Source organism: Actinoplanes missouriensis 431 (assembly GCF_000284295.1).
GTDB lineage: Bacteria > Actinomycetota > Actinomycetes > Mycobacteriales > Micromonosporaceae > Actinoplanes > Actinoplanes missouriensis.
The window spans coordinates 5,486,089-5,510,223 of the sequence record NC_017093.1 but is presented as its reverse complement, the minus strand read 5'-3'; the positions used below and the strand labels follow the sequence as shown (position 1 = coordinate 5,510,223).

Annotated in this window: 25 protein-coding genes; 16 read left to right on the top strand and 9 right to left on the bottom strand. The window is 71.2% G+C overall.

What is annotated here, in order from left to right:
- Position 1: 1 nt before the first annotated feature.
- Positions 2-949 (bottom strand): AraC family transcriptional regulator, encoded by a 948-nt coding sequence (locus AMIS_RS25510; RefSeq protein ID WP_231859082.1) that lies wholly within the window; start codon positions 947-949, stop codon positions 2-4.
- 332 nt (positions 950-1,281) lie between these two features.
- Between AMIS_RS25510 and AMIS_RS25505 the strand changes: the two genes are divergently transcribed.
- The 10 genes from AMIS_RS25505 to AMIS_RS25460 all read left to right on the top strand — a co-directional run bounded on the left by AMIS_RS25505 (position 1,282) and on the right by AMIS_RS25460 (position 9,468).
- Positions 1,282-1,911: a CDP-alcohol phosphatidyltransferase family protein gene (locus AMIS_RS25505; RefSeq protein ID WP_041830057.1), complete on the top strand. Its 630-nt coding sequence runs from the start codon at positions 1,282-1,284 to the stop codon at positions 1,909-1,911.
- The gene (locus tag AMIS_RS25500; RefSeq protein ID WP_014445296.1) at positions 1,908-2,843 is read left to right on the top strand and encodes a DUF881 domain-containing protein; all 936 of its coding nucleotides are present in this window, start codon (positions 1,908-1,910) and stop codon (positions 2,841-2,843) included. The genes AMIS_RS25505 and AMIS_RS25500 overlap by 4 nt, the downstream gene beginning before the upstream one ends.
- Positions 2,840-3,172, top strand: a complete 333-nt coding sequence (locus AMIS_RS25495; RefSeq protein WP_014445295.1) for a small basic family protein — start codon at positions 2,840-2,842, stop codon at positions 3,170-3,172. The genes AMIS_RS25500 and AMIS_RS25495 overlap by 4 nt, the downstream gene beginning before the upstream one ends.
- Positions 3,173-3,460: 288 nt before the next feature.
- Entirely contained in the window at positions 3,461-4,111 is a 651-nt protein-coding gene (locus AMIS_RS25490) for a DUF881 domain-containing protein (RefSeq protein ID WP_014445294.1), read from the top strand.
- A gap of 15 nt (positions 4,112-4,126) precedes the next feature.
- The gene (gene gcvH / locus AMIS_RS25485; protein WP_014445293.1) at positions 4,127-4,507 is read left to right on the top strand and encodes a glycine cleavage system protein GcvH; all 381 of its coding nucleotides are present in this window, start codon (positions 4,127-4,129) and stop codon (positions 4,505-4,507) included.
- 195 nt (positions 4,508-4,702) lie between these two features.
- Positions 4,703-5,155, top strand: coding sequence for an oxoglutarate dehydrogenase inhibitor Odhl (gene odhI / locus AMIS_RS25480; protein ID WP_014445292.1), 453 nt, complete (start codon positions 4,703-4,705; stop codon positions 5,153-5,155).
- Positions 5,156-5,223: 68 nt separating this feature from the next.
- Positions 5,224-5,892, top strand: a complete 669-nt coding sequence (gene ftsR / locus AMIS_RS25475) for a transcriptional regulator FtsR (RefSeq protein ID WP_014445291.1) — start codon at positions 5,224-5,226, stop codon at positions 5,890-5,892.
- Positions 5,893-6,018: 126 nt separating this feature from the next.
- Positions 6,019-6,483, top strand: a complete 465-nt coding sequence (locus AMIS_RS25470) for a bifunctional nuclease family protein (protein ID WP_014445290.1) — start codon at positions 6,019-6,021, stop codon at positions 6,481-6,483.
- A 162-nt stretch (positions 6,484-6,645) separates the two neighbouring features.
- The gene (locus tag AMIS_RS25465; protein ID WP_014445289.1) at positions 6,646-7,191 is read left to right on the top strand and encodes a MerR family transcriptional regulator; all 546 of its coding nucleotides are present in this window, start codon (positions 6,646-6,648) and stop codon (positions 7,189-7,191) included.
- A 39-nt stretch (positions 7,192-7,230) separates the two neighbouring features.
- Positions 7,231-9,468: an ATP-binding cassette domain-containing protein gene (locus AMIS_RS25460; protein WP_014445288.1), complete on the top strand. Its 2,238-nt coding sequence runs from the start codon at positions 7,231-7,233 to the stop codon at positions 9,466-9,468.
- Here the strand turns inward: AMIS_RS25460 and AMIS_RS25455 are convergent.
- The gene (locus AMIS_RS25455) at positions 9,453-10,262 is read right to left on the bottom strand and encodes an alpha/beta fold hydrolase (RefSeq protein ID WP_014445287.1); all 810 of its coding nucleotides are present in this window, start codon (positions 10,260-10,262) and stop codon (positions 9,453-9,455) included. The two genes, AMIS_RS25460 and AMIS_RS25455, sit on opposite strands and share 16 nt — an antisense overlap.
- Positions 10,263-10,338: 76 nt before the next feature.
- Between AMIS_RS25455 and AMIS_RS25450 the strand changes: the two genes are divergently transcribed.
- Positions 10,339-11,295 (top strand): sigma-70 family RNA polymerase sigma factor, encoded by a 957-nt coding sequence (locus tag AMIS_RS25450; protein ID WP_014445286.1) that lies wholly within the window; start codon positions 10,339-10,341, stop codon positions 11,293-11,295.
- Positions 11,296-11,354: 59 nt separating this feature from the next.
- Here AMIS_RS25450 and AMIS_RS25445 read toward each other — a convergent pair whose 3' ends face one another.
- Positions 11,355-11,648, bottom strand: a complete 294-nt coding sequence (locus AMIS_RS25445) for an STAS domain-containing protein (protein WP_014445285.1) — start codon at positions 11,646-11,648, stop codon at positions 11,355-11,357.
- Here AMIS_RS25445 and AMIS_RS42955 point away from each other — a divergent pair.
- Both AMIS_RS42955 and AMIS_RS25440 read left to right on the top strand, forming a co-directional pair.
- Positions 11,647-11,826: a hypothetical protein gene (locus AMIS_RS42955; protein WP_157435054.1), complete on the top strand. Its 180-nt coding sequence runs from the start codon at positions 11,647-11,649 to the stop codon at positions 11,824-11,826. The two genes, AMIS_RS25445 and AMIS_RS42955, sit on opposite strands and share 2 nt — an antisense overlap.
- A 51-nt stretch (positions 11,827-11,877) precedes the next feature.
- A complete protein-coding gene (locus AMIS_RS25440) occupies positions 11,878-12,447 on the top strand; it encodes a DUF4142 domain-containing protein (RefSeq protein WP_014445284.1) in 570 nt (189 codons plus the stop codon).
- Here the strand turns inward: AMIS_RS25440 and AMIS_RS25435 are convergent.
- Genes AMIS_RS25435 through asnB form a run of 4 tightly spaced genes read right to left on the bottom strand, consistent with a single transcriptional unit; the run spans position 12,444 to position 16,756 of the window.
- Positions 12,444-13,532, bottom strand: a complete 1,089-nt coding sequence (locus tag AMIS_RS25435) for a sensor histidine kinase (RefSeq protein WP_014445283.1) — start codon at positions 13,530-13,532, stop codon at positions 12,444-12,446. The genes AMIS_RS25440 and AMIS_RS25435 overlap by 4 nt on opposite strands.
- Positions 13,525-14,190 (bottom strand): response regulator transcription factor, encoded by a 666-nt coding sequence (locus AMIS_RS25430; RefSeq protein ID WP_014445282.1) that lies wholly within the window; start codon positions 14,188-14,190, stop codon positions 13,525-13,527. The genes AMIS_RS25435 and AMIS_RS25430 overlap by 8 nt, the downstream gene beginning before the upstream one ends.
- Positions 14,190-14,807: a VanZ family protein gene (locus AMIS_RS25425; protein WP_014445281.1), complete on the bottom strand. Its 618-nt coding sequence runs from the start codon at positions 14,805-14,807 to the stop codon at positions 14,190-14,192. The genes AMIS_RS25430 and AMIS_RS25425 overlap by 1 nt, the downstream gene beginning before the upstream one ends.
- A 5-nt stretch (positions 14,808-14,812) precedes the next feature.
- Entirely contained in the window at positions 14,813-16,756 is a 1,944-nt protein-coding gene (gene asnB, locus AMIS_RS25420) for an asparagine synthase (glutamine-hydrolyzing) (protein WP_051042134.1), read from the bottom strand.
- 154 nt (positions 16,757-16,910) lie between these two features.
- Here asnB and AMIS_RS25415 point away from each other — a divergent pair, with 154 nt between their 5' ends.
- The 3 genes from AMIS_RS25415 to purU all read left to right on the top strand — a co-directional run bounded on the left by AMIS_RS25415 (position 16,911) and on the right by purU (position 20,375).
- Positions 16,911-17,615: a response regulator transcription factor gene (locus AMIS_RS25415; protein WP_014445279.1), complete on the top strand. Its 705-nt coding sequence runs from the start codon at positions 16,911-16,913 to the stop codon at positions 17,613-17,615.
- Positions 17,612-19,384, top strand: coding sequence for a sensor histidine kinase (locus AMIS_RS25410; protein WP_014445278.1), 1,773 nt, complete (start codon positions 17,612-17,614; stop codon positions 19,382-19,384). Before AMIS_RS25415 ends, AMIS_RS25410 begins: the two co-directional genes overlap by 4 nt.
- An 85-nt stretch (positions 19,385-19,469) precedes the next feature.
- Positions 19,470-20,375: a formyltetrahydrofolate deformylase gene (purU, locus tag AMIS_RS25405; RefSeq protein ID WP_014445277.1), complete on the top strand. Its 906-nt coding sequence runs from the start codon at positions 19,470-19,472 to the stop codon at positions 20,373-20,375.
- Between the two features lie 37 nt (positions 20,376-20,412).
- Here the strand turns inward: purU and AMIS_RS25400 are convergent, their stop codons facing one another.
- Together AMIS_RS25400 and AMIS_RS25395 are read right to left on the bottom strand one after the other, a co-directional pair.
- Positions 20,413-20,985: a TetR/AcrR family transcriptional regulator gene (locus AMIS_RS25400; RefSeq protein WP_014445276.1), complete on the bottom strand. Its 573-nt coding sequence runs from the start codon at positions 20,983-20,985 to the stop codon at positions 20,413-20,415.
- A gap of 16 nt (positions 20,986-21,001) precedes the next feature.
- The gene (locus AMIS_RS25395) at positions 21,002-24,094 is read right to left on the bottom strand and encodes an NACHT domain-containing protein (protein WP_157435052.1); all 3,093 of its coding nucleotides are present in this window, start codon (positions 24,092-24,094) and stop codon (positions 21,002-21,004) included.
- Between the last annotated feature and the right edge of the window lie 41 nt (positions 24,095-24,135).

Sequence of the window (24,135 nt, the reverse complement as noted above, 5' to 3'; positions counted from 1 at the left end):
ATCAACAGTGAAGGGTGTGCGAGGGGGTGACGCCGTAGCGCCGGCGGTAGGCGGCGGCGAAGCGGCTGTGATGGGTGAAGCCGTAGCGGTAGGCGACCTGGGCCACCGTCGTCCCGGGCGCGGCCCGGCGGAGCTCCTCGTGGACCAGGCCCAGCCGCAGTTGCCGGAGATACGTCATCGGCGGCATCCCCGCGTACCTCTGGAAGCCCAGCTGCAGTGACCGTACGCCCACGCCGGCGATGGCGGCGAGATCGGCCACGGTGAACGGACGGCCCGGCTGCGCGCGCATCGCCTCGGCCACCCGCCGGATCGCCCCGGGCGCCGCCAGGGCCGGCCGGTGGCGCTCCATGGCGTCCCGGTACCGATGGCCGCTCGCCGTCAGCAGGCCGCTGACCAGTGTCTCGCGCAGCCGGGCGCCGATCACCGGATGACCGGTGAGCCCGGCGTCGGCGGTGTCGGCGGCGATCATCCGGGCCAGCCGGGCCCAGGCGGCGCCGGCGCCGCGGCTGACGTCGAGCTGGGGTGTCAGGTCGATCGGGCCGCGGACCGGCGCGTCCAGGATCAGCGACAGGTGGTTCTCCAGCTCGGCGCGGCTGATCTTCACGGCGATGATCCGGCAGTCGCCGGACCAGCGGTCCACGACGGTGTGCCCGGTCGGCAGGTAGACCCCGGCGCGCGTGGTGGAGGCGAGCCACGGGCCGGAGCGGCCCTGCCGGAAGACCATCTGGCCGGAGAGCGGCAGGTTCACGTGGTACGCCCCGAGCTCGCCGGCGTCGACCCGCACGTCCACGCCGAGGTGCAGGTCGCCGATCATGACCGTGTCGTCGCCGCCGACGGCGAACGAGGCGGTCCAGTCCGGCCGGGGGGCGAGCACCTCGACGTCCATCGCGTAGAACGACTCGTTGAGCACCTGCTGCGCCTGATCCACGCTGTGGATCTCATGTTTCACCGACAACACGCCTTCAGCTTGAACCTGCGGTGACGGATTGCCAACCGCCGATCACCGGGTGTGTTCGCGTGGCTGTCCGGCGTGACCTGGGCGAACGGAGATCGCCGGGCGAGGATGTGAAAGCAGACACTGGTATACCACTCGGGTGACGCCCAGGCTCGGCCATTGGTCTAGCCTCCTAGGATGCATTAGAGGGTGTGGCACCTGTGACTGCGCGTCGGGCACGGGAACGCGGCTGGTTATAGTTGCTCGGCGAGTGGGCGGAGCCGTGAGGCCCGGCCACGAGTCAGGCGCCGAGCGGGGGCCCGGGCCGAGGGGGAGAGGAAGTCGTGATGTCGCAGCGACCTGCGCCGTCCATCGAGACCTCCAACCGCATCTTCACCCTTCCCAACGTGATCAGCTTTCTCCGGCTCGCCGGCGTCCCGCTCTTCCTCTACCTGCTGCTCGTCGCGAAGCACGACGTCGCCGCGGTGATCGTGCTGGCGATCGGCGGCTCGACCGACTGGGTCGACGGTTACCTGGCCCGCCGGATGAACTCGGTGAGCCGCCTCGGTGAGCTGCTCGACCCGTTCGCGGACCGGCTCTACATCCTGGCCACGCTGATCGGCTTCACCGTGCGGGACGTGGTCCCGTGGTGGTTCACCGGCGCGCTGCTGCTCCGCGAAGCGGTGATGGGCGTGGCGCTGATGGTGCTGCGCCGGCATGGGTACGGTCCGCTCCCCGTCCACTACGTCGGCAAGACCGGCACGTTCCTGCTGCTCGCCGCGTTCCCGATCATCCTGCTGGCGAAAGCCGTTCCGGCGTGGGAGTCGTGGGCGTACCCGACCGGCTGGGGGCTGGCCTGGTGGGCGCTGGCGCTGTACTGGGCGGCCGCGGTGCTCTACCTGATCCAGGTGACGCAGCTGCTGCGGGCCGACCGGGCAGAGCCGCGGACCGCGCCGCCGCGGACGGTCGAGCCGTGACGGTTCCGGATCCGGACGGCGGCTCGGGCAAGCGGACGTACGGCCCGGACTTCCTGACCGCCCTCTTCCAGAACCCGCTCGACCCCGGTTACGCCGACGCCGCCGCCCGTAAGGCCGAGGGCCGGGGCCGCACCGGCGCCGCCCGGCGGACGGCGGCCGCCTCGACAGCCGTCGTCCTGCTGGTGATCGGTTTCCTGCTGGTGGTCGCCTACCAGCAGACGGTCGCCGAGGAGCCGGCCCGCACCCAGGCCCGTGACGAGCTGGTCGACCAGGTGGAGAACCGGCGCGGCGAGACCGCCGAGCTGCAGAGCCGGGCGGACGCGCTGGCCGAGGAGGTCGCCGCGCTGCGCGAGCGGGAACTCAGCGGCGCCGCACTGGCGCGCCTGCGCGACCTGGAGGCGGCCACCGGGTTCGAGACCGTGCACGGCTCCGGGGCGAAGGTGACCCTGGCGGACGGCCCGACGACGGTGGACCCGGTGACCGGGGAACGGCGCACCGAGAGCCGGGTGAAGGACACCGACCTGCAACTCGCCACGAACGCGCTGTGGAGCGCGGGCGCCGAGGCGATCTCCATCAACGGGCAGCGCCTCACCGCCACGTCGACGATCCGGCAGGCGGGCGAGGCGATCCTGGTCAACGTGCAACCGGTCGCCTCGCCGTACGAGGTGGTGGCGATCGGTCCCGGTGACCTGGCCGGCGACTTCCGCAAGGGTTACGCCGGGCATTTCTTCGAGACCCTCGTCGGGCGGTACGGCATGTCGTTCGAGGCGACCGAGGTGAAAGACGTGACGCTCGAGGCGGCGACCGAGCTGAAGCTGCGGGTCGCCACCCCGAGCACCCCACCGCCCGCGCCGTCGGGCTCCTCCTCTTCGTCGCCGGACGGCTCCGGATCCCCCGCGCCGTCCGGCTCTGCGTCGGAAGGCGGCCGATGATCGCCGTACTCGCTCTGCTCGCCGGTGTCCTGCTGGGCATCGTGTTCCACCCGGCCGTGCCGCCGGAGCTGGTGCCCTATCTACCGATCGCGGTGGTGGCGGCGCTGGACGCGGTGTTCGGCGGGGTGCGGGCCAAACTGGACGGCATATTCGACGACAAGCAGTTCGTCGTGTCGTTCATATCGAACGTGCTGGTGTCGGCGCTGATCGTCTATGTCGGCGACCAGCTCGGCGTGGGCGGTCAGCTCTCCACGGGTGTCGTGGTCGTGCTCGGTGTGCGCATCTTCGGTAATGTCGCGGCGATCCGCCGGCACCTGTTCCGGGCGTAGGACGGGATGGGGACTGGACGGGATGGGACTGCGATGACCGACCGAGACGAGACCGGCGACGAGCGGCCGGCGACGGTGGCCGCACCGGGGCCTGATCTTCCGCGGCCTGATCTTCCGGGGCCTGATCTTCCCGAGAGGGATCTTCCGGAGGCTGTTCCGCCGGCGGGCGAGATTCCTCCATCGGGTGAAAAGCGGGACGATGCCGAACCCGTACCCCCGGAAAGTGATCTTGTTAACGCTTCGCCGCGGCGCCTGCGCCGCCCGGCCCCCGCCGGAACCCTGATCTGGGTGCTCCTCGCGCTGCTCGGGTTCACGCTGGTGGTGCAGCTGCGCAGCAACGACGCGGACGACGGGCTGGCGACCGCGCGGCAGGAGGACCTGGTCCGGATCCTGAGCGATCTGGAGGCGCAGGACAGCCGCCTGCTCTCCGAGATCCAGGCCCTCGAGACGACCCGTCAGCAGCTCTCCTCGGGTGTCGAGGGGCGGGAGGCGGCGCTCGCCGAGGCGAGCAAGCGCAGCGTGGAGCTGGGCCTGCTGGCCGGCACCCTGCCCGGCCGCGGTCCCGGTCTGGAGATCACGCTGGAGAAGGTGAAGGCGTCCGGGATCCTCAACGCCGTTCAGGAGCTGCGCGGCTCGGGTGGCGAGGTCATGCAGCTGAACGGGGAGAACGGCGCGGCCGTGCGCATTGTGGCGTCGACCTATTTCGTCGACGCCCAAGGTGGCGGAATTCTCGCTGATGGCGTGCATCTGACCGGTAAGTTCCGGCTTCTGGTGATCGGTCCGGCGGGAACGATGAGCACCGCGCTGCAAATCCCGGGCGGGGTGGTCGCGTCGGTGAAGAACGACGGCGGTAGCGTGACCATGGACTCGCGTCCCATGGTCGAGGTGACCGAGGTACGCAAGGCGACAGCCTTGCAGTACGCGCGTCCGGTTTCGTGATAAACGGAGGAAGCGTTGATTCCTGAGGATCTGCGGTACACCGCGGAGCACGAGTGGGTCGCCGGTGACGGCAGCGGCCCTGTGCGGGTGGGCATCACCCATTTCGCGCAGGACGCGCTGGGTGACATCGTCTTCGTGCAGCTGCCCGACGAGGGCACCGTGGTGCAGGCGGGTGACTCGCTCGGTGAGATCGAGTCGACGAAGAGCGTCTCGGAGATCTACGCGCCGATAGCCGGCACGGTGGTTGCCAGGAACGCCACCCTCGCCGACGAGCCGGAAATCATCAACGGCGAGCCGTACGCGGCGGGCTGGCTGGTGGAGATCGCGCCGGACGATCCGGACGCGCTCGATTCTCTGCTCGACGCCGCGGCGTATCGCGCTCTGACCGAGAGCTGATAAAGCGCATATCGGCCTCCGCGAGTCTTGTTGCTCAGCGATATTGAGGCTGACTAGGCTCGCCAAGCACACGAAGAACTGTTATTCCTTTGAAACCGATAGTCGTGCGTCGGGCCAGCAATTGGCCTCGGCGGGGACCGCAGTGCTGCGAGCCTCGCCGGGAGGCGACGACCAACTGATCCGTGAGGTGGTCCGATGACGCGCCCAGACGACGAGTTCCCCCCACTCGACGTCACGTCCACGCTGAACCTTGGCGCCCTTGACGAGGTGCTCGAGGGACCCGAGACCGACGTGGTGCCGAGCCGGATGTCCGGTTCGCTGCCGCCCGGTATGGCGCTGCTGGTGGTCCGCCGTGGCCCGAACGCGGGTGCCCGGTTCCTGCTCGACCACGACGTGACGACCAGTGGACGGCACCCGGACAGTGACATTTTCCTCGACGACGTGACGGTTTCGCGCCGCCACGCCGAGTTCCACCGTGACGGCGGCACGTTCACCGTCCGCGACGTCGGCTCGCTCAACGGCACCTACGTGAACCGTGAGCGCGTCGAGGCCGCGACGCTGAGCAACGGCGACGAGGTCCAGATCGGCAAGTTCCGTCTGGTGTTCATCGCCGGCCCGCGACCGGAGGGCGAGGGCGGCCGGGCGTGAACGCGTCGGGGGCGGCCGCGCGTGACCCGGGAGCTTCCGGCTCCGCGGGCGGGCGTGAGAGTGCGCTGATGAGCATCGGGGAGGTGCTGGCCCATTTGCGCACCGAGTTCCCCGACACCACGATCTCGAAGTTGCGGTTCCTGGAGGCGGAGGGTCTGGTCGACCCGCAACGCACCGCCTCCGGGTACCGCAAGTACTCCTGGAACGACGTGGCCCGGCTGCGTTTCGTGCTGACCGCGCAGCGGGATCAATACCTCCCGCTGCGGGTCATCCGCGAGCAGCTGGACCGCCTCGAACAGGAGCCGGCGGTGCCGCAGCGGCCCACCCTGGTGGCCGTGGGCAACCAGCGGCAGGCGGATCCGGCGGACACCCGGATCCCCAAGGCCGACCTGATCGAGCGCACCGGCGTGGACGAGGCGGTGCTGGCCGAGCTGGAGCAGATCGGCCTGGTCATCGCCCGGCCGCCGGGGTGGTACGACGCCGACGCGGTGATCATCGTGGAGGCCGTGGTCGGGCTCGGCCGGTACGGGCTGGAGGCCCGTCACCTGCGTGCGTTCCGCAACTCCGCGGACCGCGAAGTGGGCCTGTTCACACAACTGCTGGCCCCGCTGGCCCGCCAGCAGGATCCCGCGGCCCGGGCCCGGGCCGCGGAGACCGCCCGTGAGCTGCAGGCGCTCTCGCAGCGGCTGCACGCGGCTCTGGTTCGCTCCGGCCTGCGCGGCGAACTCGGCCGCTGACCGCGTTCGGCCTACCCTGGACAGGGGTATCCCGCACCGGGAGGAACGGCGTCGCGTGCGTGTACCGTGCAGGTTAGGGGCGGCTGGACCGACAGCGGCGACAAAACAACGACACGGAGGCATGCGGTGCGCGAGCTGAGCGTGGTCGGGGTCCGGGTGGAGCTGCCGAGCAACCAGCCGATCGTCCTGCTGCGGGAGGTCGACGGCGATCGGTACCTCCCGATCTGGATCGGTGCGGTGGAGGCGACCGCGATCGCGTACGAGCAGCAGGGCGTCAAACCGGCTCGCCCGCTGACGCACGATCTGCTGCGTGACATCCTCACCGCGCTCGACGCGCCGCTGAAGGCCGTCGAGATCACCGAGCTGAAGGACAACGTCTTCTACGCCGACCTGCTGATCGGCGACGAGCTGCGGGTCTCCGCGCGGCCGAGCGACTCGATCGCGCTGGCGCTGCGGGTCGGCGCGCCGATCCGCTGCGCCGACCAGGTGCTCACCGAGGCCGGCATCGTGATCCCGGACGAGCAGGAGGACGAGGTGGAGAAATTCCGCGAGTTCCTCGACCAGGTCCGGCCGGAGGACTTCGCGGGCTGAAGCGTCCGACTTATCGACGCTCGCCGAAGGAATCCCTCGCCCGGACGCGGCGTGTCGTGCGGTTACCTCCATGTTTCCGCCGGGCCTGAGATATACGCTCGTGAAGTCCAGGTGAACCGGCACACCGCCTAGATTCGTTCATGGGCAGGGGGAGGTATTCGCGTGCACGAGCAGCCTCTTGAAGGCCCACTCGTCGGCGAGGACGGCTCGGTCGGCTACCGCGGGGTGACGGCCTGTCAGGCCGTGGGCATCAGTTACCGGCAGCTCGACTACTGGGCACGGACCACACTCGTCGTGCCGAGCGTGCGCGACGCGTCCGGCTCCGGGACCCAGCGGCTCTACTCCTTCCGCGACCTGGTGGTCCTCAAGGTCGTCAAGCGGTTGCTGGACGCCGGTGTCTCCCTGCAGAACATCCGCCGGGCGATCGAGACGCTGCGGTCACGCGGGGTGGACGACCTGGCCGAGATCACCCTGATCTCGGACGGGACGACCGTCTACGAGTGCCGGTCGCCGGAGGAGGTCGTCGATCTGCTGCAGGGCGGCCAGGGCGTGTTCGGCATCGCGATCGGCGGCGCGTTCAAGGAGATCCAGGGCTCGCTGTCGCACCTGCCGGCCGAGCCGGCCACCCCGGCGCCGGTGGGCCTGCCCGAGGAGCCGGCCGAGGGCGACGAGCTGGCGGCCCGCCGGGCGCGGCGCCGGGCGGGATAACGGACAGCATCTGACCGCAACGGGCGATAGCGTCGCCGGGTGACTGACGCCATTCAGGTTCGCGGTGCCCGGGAGAACAACCTCCTCAACGTCTCCGTCGACATTCCCAAACGGTTGCTGACCGTCTTCACCGGAGTCTCCGGATCCGGCAAGTCGTCGCTGGTGTTCGGCACGATCGCGGCCGAGTCCCAGCGGTTGATCAACGAGACCTATTCGGCGTTCCTGCAGTCCTTCATGGGCAGCCCGGCGCGGCCGGACGTCGACGCGCTGCACCACCTGAGCGCCGCGATCGTGGTGGACCAGGAGCGGATGGGGGCGAACGCCCGCTCCACTCTGGGGACCGCGACCGACGCGTACACGATGCTCCGGATCGTCTTCTCCCGGCTCGGCGAGCCGGGCGCGGGCAGCGCCCTGGCCTACTCGTTCAACGCCGAGGGCATGTGCCCGGGCTGCGAGGGCATCGGCAAGGTGTCCACGATCGACGTGGATCAGCTCGTGGACCGATCCAAGTCGGTCAACGAGGGTGCGATAACGGTGCCCGGCTACACCGTCGGCGGCTGGTACGTGAAGAACTTCGCCGAGTCCGGGTTCCTGGACCCGGACAAGCCGGTGCGCGACTTCACCGAGCAGGAGCTGCAGGACTTCCTGTACCGCGAGGCCACCAAGGTGAAGATCGCCGGGATCAACACGAACTACGAGGGCCTGGTCGTGAAGGTGCAGCGGTCCTTCCTGAGCAAGGACCGGGAGGCGCAGCAGCCGCACGTCCGGGCGTTCATCGACCGGGCCGTCACGTTCGCCGCGTGCCCGGAGTGCGGCGGCGCCCGCCTGCGCCGGGAGGTCCTCGCGTCCCGGATCGACGGGCGCAACATCGCCGAGTGCTCGGCGATGCAGGTCAGTGACCTCGCCGAGTTCATCGGCGGGATCACCGCGCCGTCCGTCGCGCCGGTCGTGGCGAGCCTGCGGCAGACCCTGGACTCGCTCGTCGAGATCGGACTCGGGTACCTGTCGCTGGACCGCGAGTCGGGCACCCTCTCCGGCGGGGAGGCGCAGCGGGTCAAGATGGTGCGCCACCTCGGCTCGCCGCTCACCGACATCACGTACGTCTTCGACGAGCCCACGGTCGGCCTGCACCCGCACGACATCGAGCGGATGAACGGGCTGCTGCTGCGGCTGCGCGACAAGGGCAACACGGTCCTCGTGGTGGAGCACAAGCCGGAGACCATCGCGATCGCCGATCATGTGATCGATCTCGGACCCGGGGCGGGCCCGGCCGGCGGCCGGATCCAGTACGAGGGCACCGTGGCGGGGCTGCGGGCCTCGGACACCGTCACCGGGCGCCACCTCGGTCACCGGGTCGGGCTCAAGGACACGTTCCGCCCGCACACCGGCGAGATCCCGATCCGCAACGCCACCCGGCACAACCTGCGCGACGTGTCGGTGGACATCCCCACCGGCGTGCTGACCGTGGTCACCGGCGTGGCCGGCTCGGGCAAGAGCTCACTGATCTACGGGTCGCTGCCGCAGCGCGAGGGCGTCATCGTGGTCGACCAGTCGGCGATCCGCGGCTCCCGGCGCAGCAACCCGGGGACGTACACCGGCCTGCTCGACCCGGTCCGTACCGCGTTCGCCAAGGCCAACGGGGTGAAACCGGCGCTGTTCAGCGCGAACTCCGCGGGCGCCTGCCCGAACTGCAAGGGCATCGGCCTGGTCTACATGGACCTGGCGATGATGGCCGGCGTCGCGACCGTCTGCGAGGAGTGCGAGGGCAAGCGGTTCACCGCCGAGGTGCTCGGCTACAAGCTGCGCGGCCGCGACATCAGCGAGGTCCTGGCCATGCCGGTCATCGACGCCCTCGACTTCTTCACCGAGCGGCCCGCGCGGGTGATCCTGGACCGGCTGGCCGCGGTCGGCCTCGGCTATCTCACCCTCGGGCAGCCGCTGAACACCCTGTCCGGCGGCGAGCGGCAGCGCCTCAAACTGGCCGTGCACATGGGCGGCGGCACCGCGACGTACCTGCTGGACGAGCCGACCAGCGGGCTGCACCTGGCCGACGTCGACCAGCTGCTGGCCCTGCTGGACCGGCTGGTCGACGCCGGGAACACGGTGGTGGTGATCGAGCATCATCTCGCGGTGATGGCCCGCGCGGACTGGATCGTCGACCTGGGGCCGGGCGCCGGGCACGACGGGGGACGGGTGGTCTTCACCGGCACCCCCGCCGACCTGGTCGCCGCGGACACCCTGACGGCCCGGCACCTGCGCGACTACTGCGCGGTCTGATCAGGCCCGGGCTGATCCAGGAAGGCCAGCGCCGTCGTCGCGAAGAGGGGGGAGTCGACCACGTTGTAGTGGGTGAGGCCGGGCAGGATGGCGAGGGCGTGGCCGCCCTTCGGCCGGCCCTCACCCATCCAGCCGCCGTCCCGCCGGCCGCCGTCGAGCAGGGCGAAGACCTCGACGAAGTGGCTGGGCGGGCACATGTCCGCGTCGGCCGCCATGATCAGCGTGGGCACCTGCAGGCCCCGGACCTCCTCGGTGTGGTCGTAGTCCTTCGCCATCAACTCGCCGATCTTGTCGAGCAGCCGGGGGAAGTGCTCCGGGTGCGGCGCGACCCGCTGGTACAGCTCGTACATCGGGGTGTCCCTCATGAACTCGGCGGCCGCGCCGGAGACCTGGCCCTGCTGCTCCAGGATCTCCGGGTACGTGGCGTCGCGCCGGATCCCGGCCGACACCACCACGGCCCGGCCGACCCGCTCGGGGTGCCGGATCGCGACCTGCAGGGCCACCCCGCCGCCGAGCGAGTACCCCACCAGGTCCGGCTTCTCCAGGCCCAGGTGCCCGATCAGCGCGGCGATGTCGTCGCCCATCGTCACGTAGTCGATCGGCCGGTCCACGTCCGCGGTGCGCCCGTGTCCCTGCAGGTCGGGGAGGATGACCTGGTGGTCCGCGGCGAGGCGGTCCAGGTTGTCGCCGAACATCTCGCCCGAGCCGAGGCCGCCGTGCAGCAGCACCAGCGGTCGTCCGGCGCCGTGGATCTCGTAGTAGAGGTTGATGCCGTTCACGTCTGCGTAAGCCATGTCGGGTAGACCGGGCGGGTGGCGCGAACTCATCGCGGGTGGCCAAAGGATTTTCGATTCGGCTAGGTTCGCCCCTGTGACCGACATCGCGACGCAGCTCGAGCCGTTCCGCCCGGAGCTCACCGGGTACTGCTATCGGATGCTCGGATCGATGTTCGAGGCCGAGGACGCCGTGCAGGACACGATGATCCGCGCCTGGAAGGGCTTCGACAGGTTCGAGGGACGCTCCGCGCTGCGCTCCTGGCTCTACCGGATCGCCACGAACGTCTGTCTCACCATGCTCGGCTCGGCGCAGCGCCGGGTGCGGCCGATGGATCTCGGCCCGGCCGGTTCCGGTCACGCGACGAACCCCGGCGAGCCCCGGCCGGAGGAGATCTGGGTGGGGCCGGTTCCGGACGGCAGGCTTTTCGAGGGTACGGACCCCGCGCACCTGATCGCCGAGCGGGAATCCGTGCGGCTCGCGTTCGTGGCCGCGCTCCAGCACCTGCCGGCCAAGCAGCGGGCGGTCCTGCTGCTGCGCGAGGTGCTGGCCTGGTCCGCGCAGGAGGTGGCCGATCTGCTCGGCACCTCGGTCGCCGGGGTGAACAGCGCGCTGCAGCGGGCCCGCGCCACGATCGCCGCCGCCGACCTGTCCGCCGACGTCTACCAGCCGCTCGACACCGGCCAGCGGGCCCTGCTCGCGCGGTACGTGAAGGCGTTCGAGGAGTACGACCTGGCCGCGCTGACCACCCTGCTGCACGAGGACGCCACGCTGTCGATGCCGCCGCTGCCGCTCTGGCTGCGCGGCCACGACGACATCACCGCGTGGATGTCCGGCACCGGCAGCGGATGCCGGGGCTCCCGGCTGGTGCCGACGGTGGCGAACGGGCTGCCCGCGTTCGGGCAGTACCGGCCGGCGGCGTCCGGCGACGGGCACGAGCCGTGGTCGCTGATCGTCCTGGAGATCTCCGGCGGCCGGATCGCCTCGGTCACCAACTTCCTCGACACCGGCCGCCTGTTCCCGCTCTTCGACCTGCCGCCCCGGCTGGGCTGAGTGACGAGGGCCTCCTCGTCGAGGTCCTTGCCGCGGATGCCGCTGTGGTGCCGGTCGTGTCAGGGGTGGATGTCGCCGTCGGCGGGCAGGACGGCGGTCAGCCCGAGCAGGCCGATCAGCCGGTGCAGCTCGGTGGTCATGCCACGGACGCGCAGCTGCCACCCGTACCGCTGGGCGGTGAGCCGCAGCCGGGCGAGGGCCTCGACCGTCGCGATGCCGGGCCGTCCCGGCCCGGCCATCTCGCAGAGCACCACGCCCGGCTCCCGGCCGTGCAGCAGCGCGGCGAGCGCGGCGCAGAGCGCCGGGATCTCGGCGCGGCCCACCCCGGTGCCGACGGGGAAAATCGTCGCCATGCCGGTACGACCCGAGCCGCGCCGGAAAGTCATCGGCCCGGTGGTCTTCGGCCCGGCGGCGCGGCGGCGCGGCGGCCCGGCGGCGTGGCGGCCCGGCGGCGTGGCGGCGCGGCGGCCCGGCGGCGCGGCGGCCCGGCGGCCCGGCGGCCCGCAGAGGCCAAGCCGCCGAAACTGGTAAATTGCCTCATTTACCGCCGATACGCTGCAATTCTCACGTAAGGAGAACAGCATGCTCTTTCGGCGCATCGCCACCAGCCTCGGACTGGCTGGGGCCCTGCTCGCCGCGGCCGCACCCGCTCCGGCCGCCTCCGCCCCGACCACCGCTCCCGCCGTCACCGAGCGCGACGCCGCGTTCCTCATGGCGGCCCACCAGGCCCACCTCGCCGAGATCGCGGCGGGCCGCCTGGCCTGGCTCAAGACCACCGACAAGGCGGTGAAGGGGCTGGCCGGCGTTCTCATGGGCGACCACATCCGGCTCGACGCCGCGCTCTACGGGGTGGCCCGTAAACTGCGGGTCTTCCTGCCCGGCAAGCCCACCGCCGAGCAACAGGCCCTGGCCGCGCGGTACGAGGCGGCCGGCGCCGACACCTTCGACGAGTACTTCGTCTCCACCCAGCTCGTCGCGCACCGGGCGTCCCTCGCGATGGTCAAGAAGGCGGCCGCGGAGAGCGACGCCCCGATCGTCAGGGACCTGGCCGAGGACGCCGTCCCGATCATCGAGAAGCACCGCGACCACCTGCGCGCGGTGGCCGCCGCGACGGACATGGTCGGGTACTCCGAGCCGGGTGGGCGTTCCTAGGGCGTACCCGGGAGGCGGACCGTGACCAGCAGGCCGCCGCCGGCGCGCGGGCACAGCCCGAGGGTCCCGCCGTGGGCGCGGACGACGCTGTGCACGATGGCGAGGCCCAGGCCGACACCGGGGTGCTCGTCGCCGCGGACCCGGTCGGTCCCGCGGTGGAACGGCTCGGTGAGGGTCGGCACGAGGTCGGGCGCGAGCGTGCTGCCGGTGTTCTCCACCCGCAGCACGCTCGTGCCGGCGTCGTCGCCGGTGTGGACGGTCACCGCGCCACCGGCGGGGAGGTTGTGGACTATCGCGTTCTGGACGAGGTTCGTCACCATCCGCAGCAGCAGCTCGGCCGAGCCGCTGGCCGGAGCCACCCCGCCGGTGACCTCCAGGGTGATCCCGCGCTGCTCGGCGAGGGGGAGCAGCGTCTCGGCGGCCTCCTCGGCGATCAGCGAGAGGTCGACCGGCTCCCGGCTGACCGTGCCGCGGCTGAGCAGCAGCAGCGCCTCGGTGAGGTCGATCGCCCGGGTGTTGGCGGCGTGCAGGCGGTCCAGGAGCTCGGCGTGGTCGTGCCGGGGGTCCCGGCGGGCCACGTCGAGCAGCGCGCGCGAGATGGCCAGCGGCGTGCGCAGCTCGTGCGAGGCGTTCGCGGCGAACCGCTGCTGCTCGGCGACGTGCGACTCGAGCCGCCCGAGCATCGTGTCGACGGTGTCGGACAGCTCCCGGAACTCGTCCTGACGGCCGGTCATCCGGATCCGGTGGGACAGCGAGCCCTGCCCGGCGGCCCGCGCCGCGTCCGCGATCCGGGTCAGCGGGGCGAGCATCCGGCCGGCCAGGAACCAGCCGGCCAGCAGGCCGAGGACCAGCAGGAACCCGAGCAGCGCGGCGGCCCTGGGCGCGAACACGCGCAGCAGGGTGGAGCGGACCGGGAAGACGCCGTGCAGCGGGGTGTCGGCGCGCACGATCAGCGCCTGGTCCGGGACGTAGCGCAGCAGGAACAGCCACACGGCGGCGAGCAGCAGGGCGCCGGTGACCAGGATGACCGCGGCGTAGCTGAGGGTGAGCCGCAGGCGGACGCTGAGGCCGGGGCGTCTAGTCATGCGTGTCGATCCGGTAGCCGACGCCCGGCACGGTGGCGATCAGCCACGGCTCGCCGAGGCGTTTGCGCAGCGCGGAGACGGTGATCCGCACGGCGTTGGTGAGCGGGTTCGCGTTCTCGTCCCAGGAGCGCTCCAGCAGCTCCTCGGCGCTGACGACGCCACCCTCGGCGGCGACCAGCACCTCCAGCACCGCGAACTGCTTGCGGGTCAGCGCGACGTAACGGCCGTCGCGGAAGACCTCCCGGCGGAACGGGTCGACCCGCAGGCCGGCGATCTCGCGGACCGGCGGGCGGGCGTGCCCGCGCCGGCGGTCCAGCGCGCGCAGCCGCAGGACCAGCTCGCGCATGTCGAACGGCTTGGTCAGGTAGTCGTCGGCGCCGAGGGAGAACCCGGAGGCCTTGTCGTCGATCCGGCCGGCCGCGGTGAGCATCAGGATCGGGATGCCGAGGCCCGCGGCCACGATGTGCCGGGCCACCTCGTCGCCGGACGGGCCGGGGATGTCGCGGTCCAGCACCGCGAGGTCGTAGGAGTTGACGGCGAGCAGCTCCAGCGCGGTGCCGCCGTCGCCGGCGATGTCCGCGGCGATCGCCTCCAGCCGCAGGCCGTCGCGCACCGCCTCGGCCAGGTGGGGCTCGTCCTCCACGATCAGCACCCGCATCAGTACGACGGTACCCGCGCGCTGCCACGCCACCAGCGCCGTGACGCCAGCCCGGCGAGCATCGCGCCGGCCGCGTTGACCAGCACGTCGTCGACCGAGGAGACCCGGTCCAGGCGCAGCGCGTACTGGGCGGTCTCGACCAGCAGCGAGCAGCCCGCGCCGAGCGCGAGGATCCGCGGCGCCGACGCCAGCGCCGCGAACCGGATCGGGGCGAAGAACCCCAGCGCCGCGAAGATCAGCAGGTTGCCGCCGATCCCGATCGGGCCCATCGTGGCCAGGTCGCGCAGCGGCACCAGGCTGACCCGGCCGTCGACCAGCCCGGCGGCCGGCCCCGGCATCAGGGTCAGCCACACCAGCGGCACGGTGCCGTAGACCATGCCGACCCCGGCCAGCGACAGCCGGCCGTCGCCGCGCAGGCGGGCCAGGGCCCACGCCGCCAGCGCGGCCAGTGGCAGCCCGGCCAGCATCATCAGCAGCACGCCGTTCTCGGTGTCGTAGCAGCCGTGCCAGTGCCCGGCCAGGCAGCGCGGCGCCGCCATCAGCAGCGGCCGCCGCACAACGTAGAGGACGGCCGCCACCACGGGCAGCGCCAGCCCGGCAACCAGGAACCTGTGCATGCCTCCTAGGGGATCAGGGCGGCTGTTGCGGCGGCGTATCCGGATTTCGATACGCCCGCGATATCCGGCCGGGACGGCTCGACCGTGATCGACCGCTCCACGGCGATGGCGTGCCAGAGGCAGAACATCGTCACCGTCCAGACCTTGCGGGAGCGGTCCGCCTCGCCGCGCCGGTGCTCGGCCAGCAGCCCGCGCGCGTAGTTCAGGTCGATCAGGTGACCGGCCTGCGAGGACGACATCAGCCAGTCGGCCCAGTCGCCGATCGGGCCTTTCAGCCAGAGCCGGGTCGGGGTGGGGAAGCCCAGCTTGGCCCGGTCCCGGACCGACTCCGGGACGATCCCCTTCATCGCCTCCCGGAACGCGTGCTTGGTCGACTTCGAGCCGGCCGGCAGCTTCAGCTCGGTGGGCAGGCCGGCGGCGGCCGCATAGACCTGCTGGTCCAGGAACGGCACCCGCAGCTCCAGGCTGTGCGCCATCGACATCCGGTCGGCCTTCACCAGGATGTCGCCGGGCAGCCAGGTGTGCAGGTCCACGTACTGCATGGAGGCCACGTCGTCCACGTCGGCGGTCTCGGCGTACAGATGGGCGGTGATGTCGGTGTGGGGCTGGGCGGTGTACCGCAGGATCCGGGCCTTCTCCTCGGGCGTGAAGATCCGGGCGTTGCCGTAGTAGCGCTGCTCGATCGGGGTCGTCCCGCGCTCGATGAACGAGCGCCCGCGGACGCCCTCGGGGAGCACGTCGGCGAGGTGCCGCAGGCCGCGCTTCATGCCGGGCGGCAGCTTGTCGACACCGGCCAGCGACAGCGGCTCCCGGTAGATCCGGTAGCCGCCGAACAGCTCGTCCGAGCCCTCGCCGGAGAGGACCACGGTGACGTGCCGGGCGGCGGTCCCGGCCAGGAAGTAGAGCGGGATCAGCGACGGGTCGGCGACCGGGTCGTCGAGGAGCTGGACGATCCGCGGCAGGGCGGCGAGCACGTCCTCGTCGGACACCACGGTGGGCGTCAGGCGTACCCCCAATTGGTGTGCCGTGTCCGCGGCCACCTCGATCTCGCTGTACCCACCGGCCGCGAAGCCGGCGGTGAACGCGTGGATGTCGGGCTTCTCGCGCGCGGCGAGGGCCACGATCGCCGAGGAGTCGACGCCGCTGGAGAGGAACGTGCCGACGCCGACGTCGGCGTGCAGGTGGCGGCGCACGCTGGCGGTCAGCGCGTCCTGGATCGCCTGGTACGCCGCCTCCGGCTGCAGGTGCAGCGGGCGCAGCGACGGCTTGAACCAGCGGTGCTGGCGCACGCCGCCGCCCGGCGTCCAGACGATCCGGTGGCCCGGCGGGAGGCGGCGGATGTGCCGGTGCAGGGTGAGCGGGTCGGGCACGAACTGGAAGGTGAGGTAGTGCGCGAGCGCGTCGGTGTCGATCGCGCCCCCGGCCGGCGCGGCGAAGGGGTCGAGAGCCTTGCGCTCGCTGGCCAGGTGCAGCCCGTCGGCCGTCTCCAGCAGGTAGAGCGGCTTGATCCCGAAGGCGTCCCGGGCCGCGTGCAGGGTGCCGGTCCGGTGGTCGTAGGCGACGAACGCGAACATGCCCCGCAGCCGGGGGAGCGCGGCCTCACCCCAGTGGTGGAAGGCCGCGGCGAGCACCTCGGCGTCGCCCTCGGTCTCGAAGGTGGCGCCGTGCGAGCGGATCAGGTCGGCGCGCAGCTCCCGGTAGTTGTAGATCTCCCCGTTGAAGACCACGGTCCACCGGCCGGCGTAGCGCAGCGGCTGGGCGGACAGCTCCCGGTCGATGATGGCGAGCCGGTTGAAGCCGAACGCGTACCCGTCGCCGTACTCGATCCGGGTGTCGTCCGGCCCGCGGTGCCGCATGGTCGCCAGCGCGGCGCCGAAGGCGGCAGCGGTGTCCGCGTCCGGCGGACCCGCATCGGGCCGGCTGCTGACGAAAGCGCTCAGACCACACATGGATGCCTCCTTCATGAATTCCGGAGGCGACCGTAGGGCGGCGGTGATGAAGAACCTGTGCGGTTCCGGCGCGGATCCGCGACCGCACCGGAACTCGGGCGGTTCTTCACCGGAACCTGACATTTCTTGGGCTTCGGCGCAGCGCTGCGCCACAATGCGAGCCGTGACAGCCCGCATTCTCGTTGCCGACGACGACCCGAAGCATGCCCAGCTGATCCGTCTCTACCTGGAGCGGGAGGGGCACCAGGTGCTCACGGTCGGTGACGGTCGGGCGGCGCTGGAGCAGGCCCGGGCGCGCCGGCCCGACCTGATCGTCCTGGACGTGATGATGCCGCTCGTGGACGGCCTGGACGTCTGCCGGATCCTGCGCGCGAACCCGGACGCGGCGCTGTCGGACGTGGCGATCGTGATGGTGACCGCCCGGTCGGCGGAGAACGACATGCTGCTCGGGCTCGACATCGGCGCCGACGACTACCTGAGCAAGCCGGTCAGCCCGCGGGAGCTGACCGCGCGGATCCGGGCGCTGCTGCGCCGCACCCGCGGCGGCGGCGACGCCGAGGTGCTGCGGGTCGGCGGTCTGGAGGTGGACGGGCCGCGCTTCGAGGTCCGCGTCGACGGCGCCGGGGTCCGGCTGACCGCCAAGGAGTTCGGCATCCTGGAGCTGCTCGCCCGCGAGCCCGGCCGGGTCTTCACCCGCGCGCAGATCCTGGACAAGACGTTCGGCTTCGAGAACGACGTGTCGGACCGGACCGTCGACGCCCACGTGGTCAACCTGCGTCGCAAGATCGAGAAAGACCCGGCCGAGCCCCGGTACGTGCAGACCGTCTACGGCCGTGGCTACCGGCTGGCCGAGCAGTGAGCTTCCGGCTCCGGATCTTCCTGCTGGTCCTCGTCGTGGCGGTCACCGCGATCGGCGCCACCGCCTACCTGACGATCAGCCTGACCTACCGGGAGGCGGCCCGGGTCGACGCCGCCCGCGACCGGCACGAGGCGGCGATCGTCGACACGATCCGCGCGTTCGGCATCCGCAACGGCCAGTGGATCGGCATCGACGGCGTGGTGAGCGAGCTCTCCGCCTCGACCGGCCTGCACATCCGGGTGGAGACCCCGGACCGGCTCGTGGTGGTCGCCGACTCGGACGTCCTGGACAAGCGCAAGGTCGGGCCGGTGCAGCTGCTCTCCCGCCAGGTCGAGCCGGCGCCGGACCTGGACCGGCTGATCACCGCGGCCGCCGACCAGGTGTCGATGGCCGCGGCCCTCGCCGCCGGTCCGCAGGACCCGCTCCTGCGGAAGATCAGGGGGGCGCGGGCCCCGGTCGCGACCCCGGCCATGCCCGGCCTCCCGGACGACCTGTTCGGGCCGATCCCGCGCGGCGAGCCCGACGCGCAGGCGCTCTACCAGCTCGCCCAGTACCGGGCCGCCCTGACCACGACGCGATGCATGGCCGATCGGGGAGCAGTGTCGCCGGCGCTGGCCCTGACCACCCCGCCCTACCTCGACGCCGGGCAGCTCGCCGCCGAGCCGTCGTGCGCCACGTCCGCGACCGGCGAGGTCCTCGGCGACCGGGCATGGCTGGCCCAGCGCTGGCGGGACCTGTCCCGCTGCCGGCTGGCGGCGGCCGCGTTCGACGAGTGCCTGGCGAACGAGTTCGCGCAGGCGGCGCTGGAGGTCTCGGCGGTGCCCGTGGAGGTCTACTTCGGCGCCCCGGAGAGCCCGGGGATCGGCGAGCTGAGCCGGCCGGCCGGTTACGCGGTGGCCGGCGTGATCGTGGTGGCCGCCCTCGGGACGGCCTGGATCGCCCGCCGGGTGAGCCGCCCGGTGCGCCTGCTGACCGGCGCGTCGCTGCAGCTGGCCGCGGGCCGGCTGGACGTGCGGGTGCCGCACGGCAACGTCGCCGACGAGCTGGCCGCGCTCTCCGCGTCGTTCAACTCAATGGCCGAGGCGTTGCAGCGCAGCGAGGAACGCCAGCGCCGGCTGATCGCCGACGTCGCCCACGAGCTGCGCACCCCGCTGTCCAACCTGCGCGGCTACCTGGAAGGCCTGGCCGACGGGGTGATCGAGCCGAGCCCCGAGCTGTTCGCCTCGCTGCACGAGGAGACCCTGCTGCAGCGGCGCATCCTCGACGACCTGCAGGTGCTCGCCCTCGCCGAGGCCGGCGACCTGGATTACGCTCCCGCGCCGGCCGACCTCGCCGAGCTGACCGAGGCGGCGGCGACCGCGCACCGGGCGGTGGCCGCGAACGCCGGCGTCGAGCTCGTCGTGGACGCCCCGGAGCCGGTCGTGGTGCACGCCGACCCGGATCGCACCCGTCAGGTGATCGGCAACCTGCTGAGCAACGCGATCCGCTACACCGACGCCGGCGGCCGGGTGGAGATGCGGGTGCGGCGCGACGCGCAGGGCGCGCTGCTGACGGTACGCGACACCGGCGTCGGCATGAGTCCGGCGGAGGTCGCCCGCGTCTTCGACCGTTTCTGGCGGGCCGACCCGGCCCGGCAGCGCGCGACCGGCGGCTCCGGGCTCGGCCTGACGATCGCCCACCGCATCGTCGCCGACCAGGGCGGCACGCTCTCGGTGGAGAGCACCCCGGGACTGGGCACCACGTTCACCGTGCGGCTGCCGTCGTTCTGAGACGCGGGCACCCCGCCGTCGCCCGCCCGCGGCCACCGGGCACGATCTTGTCCGACCCAGGAAACACCGGAAGGACCTGACGATCGTGTCTCTGACCCAGCACGCTCCCGCGCTGCCCACGCCCGTGCCCGCCGTCGCCGACCAGGCCGTCCTGATCGTGCACGGCCGGGACCGGACCGGGATCGTCGCGGCGATCAGCGCGGTGCTCGGCAAGCACGAGGCGAACATCGTGCAGCTCGACCAGCACTCGGACAACCCGCACGGGGGCGCCTTCTTCCAGCGGACCGTCTTCAGCCGGCCCGGCCTGAAGGCGGCCCTCCCGGCGATCGAGCGTGACCTGCGGGAACGGCTCGCCGACGGGTTCGAGCTGGAGTACACGCTGCGGGATCTGTCGGTACCCAAGCGGGTGGCGATCTTCGCCTCCAAGGACGGCCACTGCCTGCTCGACCTGCTGTGGCGGCACCGCCGGGGCGACCTGCCGATCAACGTGTCGATGGTGATCTCGAACCACCCGGACATGGCCGAGGAGGTGCGCTCGTTCGGCATCCCGTTCTTTCACGTGCCGTCGCAGGGGCCGGACAAGTCGGCCGCCGAGGCGCAGCACCTGCGGCTGCTCGCCGGGAACGTGGACTTCATCATCCTGGCCCGCTACATGCAGATCCTCTCCGGGGACTTCATCGAGCGGGCCGGTGTGCCGATCATCAACATCCATCACAGCTTCCTGCCGGCGTTCATCGGGGCCGGGCCGTACGCGAAGGCGAAGCAGCGCGGCGTGAAGCTGGTCGGCGCGACCGCCCACTACGTGACCGAGGACCTGGACGAGGGCCCGATCATCGAGCAGGACGTGGTCCGGGTGAACCACGGGCACACCGTCGCGGAGCTGCAGCGGCACGGCGCGGACGTGGAGCGGGCCGTGCTGTCGCGGGCGGTTCACTGGCACGCCGAGGACCGGGTGATCCGGCACGGCAACCACACGATCGTCTTCCCCTAGCGGCTTTCCCGGCGGGTGTCGCCGCCGCCGTCGTCGCTCAGCCCGGCAGCAGGGCGGCGATCATCACCCGCAGCGGCTCGGTCAGCTGGTCCTGGTCGGCGGCGGCGAGCGGCTGCAGGGCCGCCGAGCGCAGGATCAGCACGCCGAGCGCGGCGGAGAGCACGACCTGGGCGTTGAGCAGGACGCCCGGGTCGTCCGGGTCGGCGCCGGCCGCCGTGGCCACGCGCCGCGATATCGATTCCAGGGTCTCCCGGCGGATCCGCTCGGCGGTCTCGTCACCGGACGTGCGGAGCAGGAGCTGCAGCCGGTGGGGCTCCTTGGTCTGCGGCCCGGCCAGTTTCTCGGCGATCTGCCGGGGCGGGTCGGTCAGCGGCAGGTTCTCCAGGACACTCTGCTTGATCTCGTCGACGGTGCCGCGCAGGCAGGCCCGGAACAGTCCTTCCTTGGACTCGAAGTACCGGCTGATCAGCGCCACGTTCACCCCCGCGTCGGACGCGATGTCGCGCACCGAGGTGGAGGCGTAGCCGTCCGCCGCGAACCGCCGGCGCGCGGCGTCGAGCAACGCCTTCCGGGTGGCGGCCGCGTCCCGGCGGCGCACGGGTGTCGTCATGCGCTCATCCTAACGATCACCCGTCATGGGGTAAGCGCTTGTTGACTTGGTCGGTCAGCCAGGCCAGCAGGTGAACCACCCAGCGTTCGTGGTTGTCGGTGTTCGCTCGTAGGTACGAGACGGCCTCACGGATCCGTCCCCGGCGCACCAGCAGCCGGGCCAGCCGGCGTGCCTCGAATGGCTTCAGCCGGAGTCCGAGGCTGACCGCCTCCCGGAGCCGGTCGATCTGGTGTTCGTCCGGATGTACTTTGCTCCGGTAGGCCATTACGTCGACCTTGGCGAACTCGCTGCCCGCGTCGGCGCGCGCCCGGAGAAGCCGGACCGCTTCGTCGTAGTCGCCCTGACCCGCGAGCAGATCTGCGGTGTGACGTGCCTCGTTCCGATGTCCAGCGTCGACCCACGGCCGCAATACCTGGATCGCCTCGGCAGTGCGATCGTGGCGAGCGAGCAGATCGGCGAGGATATCGGCAGCCCAGCGATCCCCGCCAGAGGTCCGCGTGCGCAGCAGATCAACCGCGTCGTCGATGTCGCCCTGGATCTCCAGCCAGAAGGCCAGTGCCTCGGTGGCTTCGTTACTTCCGGCGCGGAACCAGGCTTTCAGCGGTTCCAGATCACCGAATTCGGCGGCGAGGACGGGATAGAGATCGGGAATGGCCGTCAGCTGCCGCGCGAAACGCATCGCCACCTCGGTGGAATCCTCCGCGAGGATTCGAGAGATGACACGAAGGGCAGCTGCTCGTTCGCCGAGGAAGGCTCTACGGCGCAGTTCGTCGATGCGCCCCTGGTCGTACAGATTCTCCGCCAGCCGCTGCTGGGCGTCTTTGTCGCCATTCGCCGCCCAGATCTCCAGGATTCGGTTCGCCCGATGGGTCATGCCGCTCGCGATGAGCCGTTCGATCAAGTGGCCGATCAAGGAGTGATCAGGAGAGGAGAAGTCAGGGGGCAGTGACTCGAACGCCTCGCTTAGCCGGCCCGAATCGATGAGCGCGCTGAGACGGTCGCGTTCGTCCATCCGGAGCCGGATTTCCGGCGGTACCTCAGGGCCAAGCGGCGGTCTTGTGGCGAACGCCGAATCCGGTGTGTAGTCGCCTCCTTCGTGATCCGGCATCGTGCGCTCTTTCGGCGGACTGGGCACATGGCCGACGACCGCCCGGTCTCCAGTGCCAGTGCGGGTTGCCAGGTGCTCGACGCGTGTGGCCTGCGCCAGGTGATCCTGAAGAAGCGCATGTCGGAACTGATAGGCCGGCCCGGCCTTTCGCAGCACACCATGCCGGTAGGCCTCATTCAGGAAGGCATTCAGCCTCCAGGGGAGGCGGCCGATCACGGCGAGTCGCAGGTGAGTAAGCCGGAATCGTAGCCATACCCACCCGCTGGATACGAGCACCACTGTGCCACCGTGGACGAGCGCCGCTCTCACACCGAGGGAGAGTGCCGCGGCATCTGTCAACACGGCAACCGTGGCGTACGAAACGCCACTGAGCAGCGCGATCGGCGCCGCCACGCCGGCAACGGCGCGCCAGCCATGCCGGGACGACGATTCCACGGGGGCTCGCATCCAGAACCCTGCCGTGGCCGGCATGCTTACTAGGCCGCCGAGCAGCGACGCTGTCCAGTACCCCGTCATCGCCGCGACCGCCGTGGCACACCCGAAGGTATAACCCAGCCCGAGTCCGGCAGTGCGCAGAGCCCGCTGCTGTGTCGTCAGGAAGCGTGCCGGCAGATAGGGCCGGCCGTCGTGCGGCCAGAGCGGACGTAACCACCCCCGGGCTGCCAGCAGCACGGCGACGATCCCGGTGACGAAGCCGGGTCCGCCCCCGCCGGCCACAGCCGTGCACGATCCGACGAGGAGTGCGCCGGCTGCGACGGTGCCGAGTTGTGTCAGGCGCTGCCGTGCCGCCAGGATGCCGGCCGGAATCTGCCACCAGTGCAGATCTCGCGTTCCCCGCAAGTAGAGGTGATAGGCGAGGGTGCCGAGCCAGCGCCGCCCGCGTCCTGGATATAGCGACGTCACATAGGCGTCCATCAGCCGTCCGCTGACCGCCTCTCGGTCAGGTAGTTCGAGTAGTTCGGCAGGGTCCGTGCCGGCCTCCCGGTAGGCGGTGCGGGCCAGCGCAACCATCAGAGGCGTCGACAGTGTCGCCGCGAGCGGACCGTCCGGCTGGTCGCGTAGGTGTGTGAACACCGGCTCCCAGCGTGTGCGCGCCATTTCGGGGTACGACAGGAAGCGCACCGCCGCGTCCATGGTCACAGGGTCGAGTTCGACGACTGCTGCCGTGATGAGTACGGTTTCGCTGCGAATCACTGCCTGCTCGTACTCGTGAGCCCGACACGTCACCACCAGCGGCCGTCGCCCGGCTGCGTAGACATCGAGCGCCTCGAGCGCTGTCCCGGACGCGCCGGCTGCCAACTCGTCCAACCCGTCGAGCACCGGAAAGATCAATCCGTGCTCGAGAAGGCGTGCGGCGAGGACGCGGGGTTCACCGTGGTGTGCCAACACGGCGGCGTAGTCCTCGGACACCCGGCGGGAGATGAACGCATCGACCGGTTCGGTTGGATCCCATTCGCTGATGGCGAGCAGTACAGGCACCGGCTCACTGGTTTCACGCGTACCCGATAGGGCAAGCGTGAGCAGCACCGCGAAGCCGGACTTCCCCGCGCCGGGCGCTCCCAGAACGATGAGCTGACGGTGCCGAAGACCTCGGAAAGCAGCAAGAATCTCTTCGTTGAGACTATCCGTCGATCCGCGCAGCGGGAATTGCTGCCAGTCACCGCCGGTGGTGGCGCCGAGCACCGCGTTTCGGCTCGCGGCCGGACGACCGGTGGACGACCAGGAAACCAACAGCGGATCAGGGCGGGTGATCTCACGGCGTACCGCCTCAGCCGACCAGTCCCGGCTCACCCGCGCGGCGAGGTCGGCGGCTACTTCCGTCAGGGAGCCAGCGGGTGGCGCCGGACGGCTCCGGTACTCCAGCCAAATCGTGGCGGCCAGCAGGATAGTGAAAGCCGCCCACGCGATGCCTGGCTGCGGCACTCGAACTGTGCTCGTAGCCAAATTGATGATCAAGGCGAGTGCAGCGCTGACCATCGGAACCGTCGCCCAGCGGTGCATCTCACCTCTTCAGGGGATTGATGGTCCACAGTGTGGCAGGC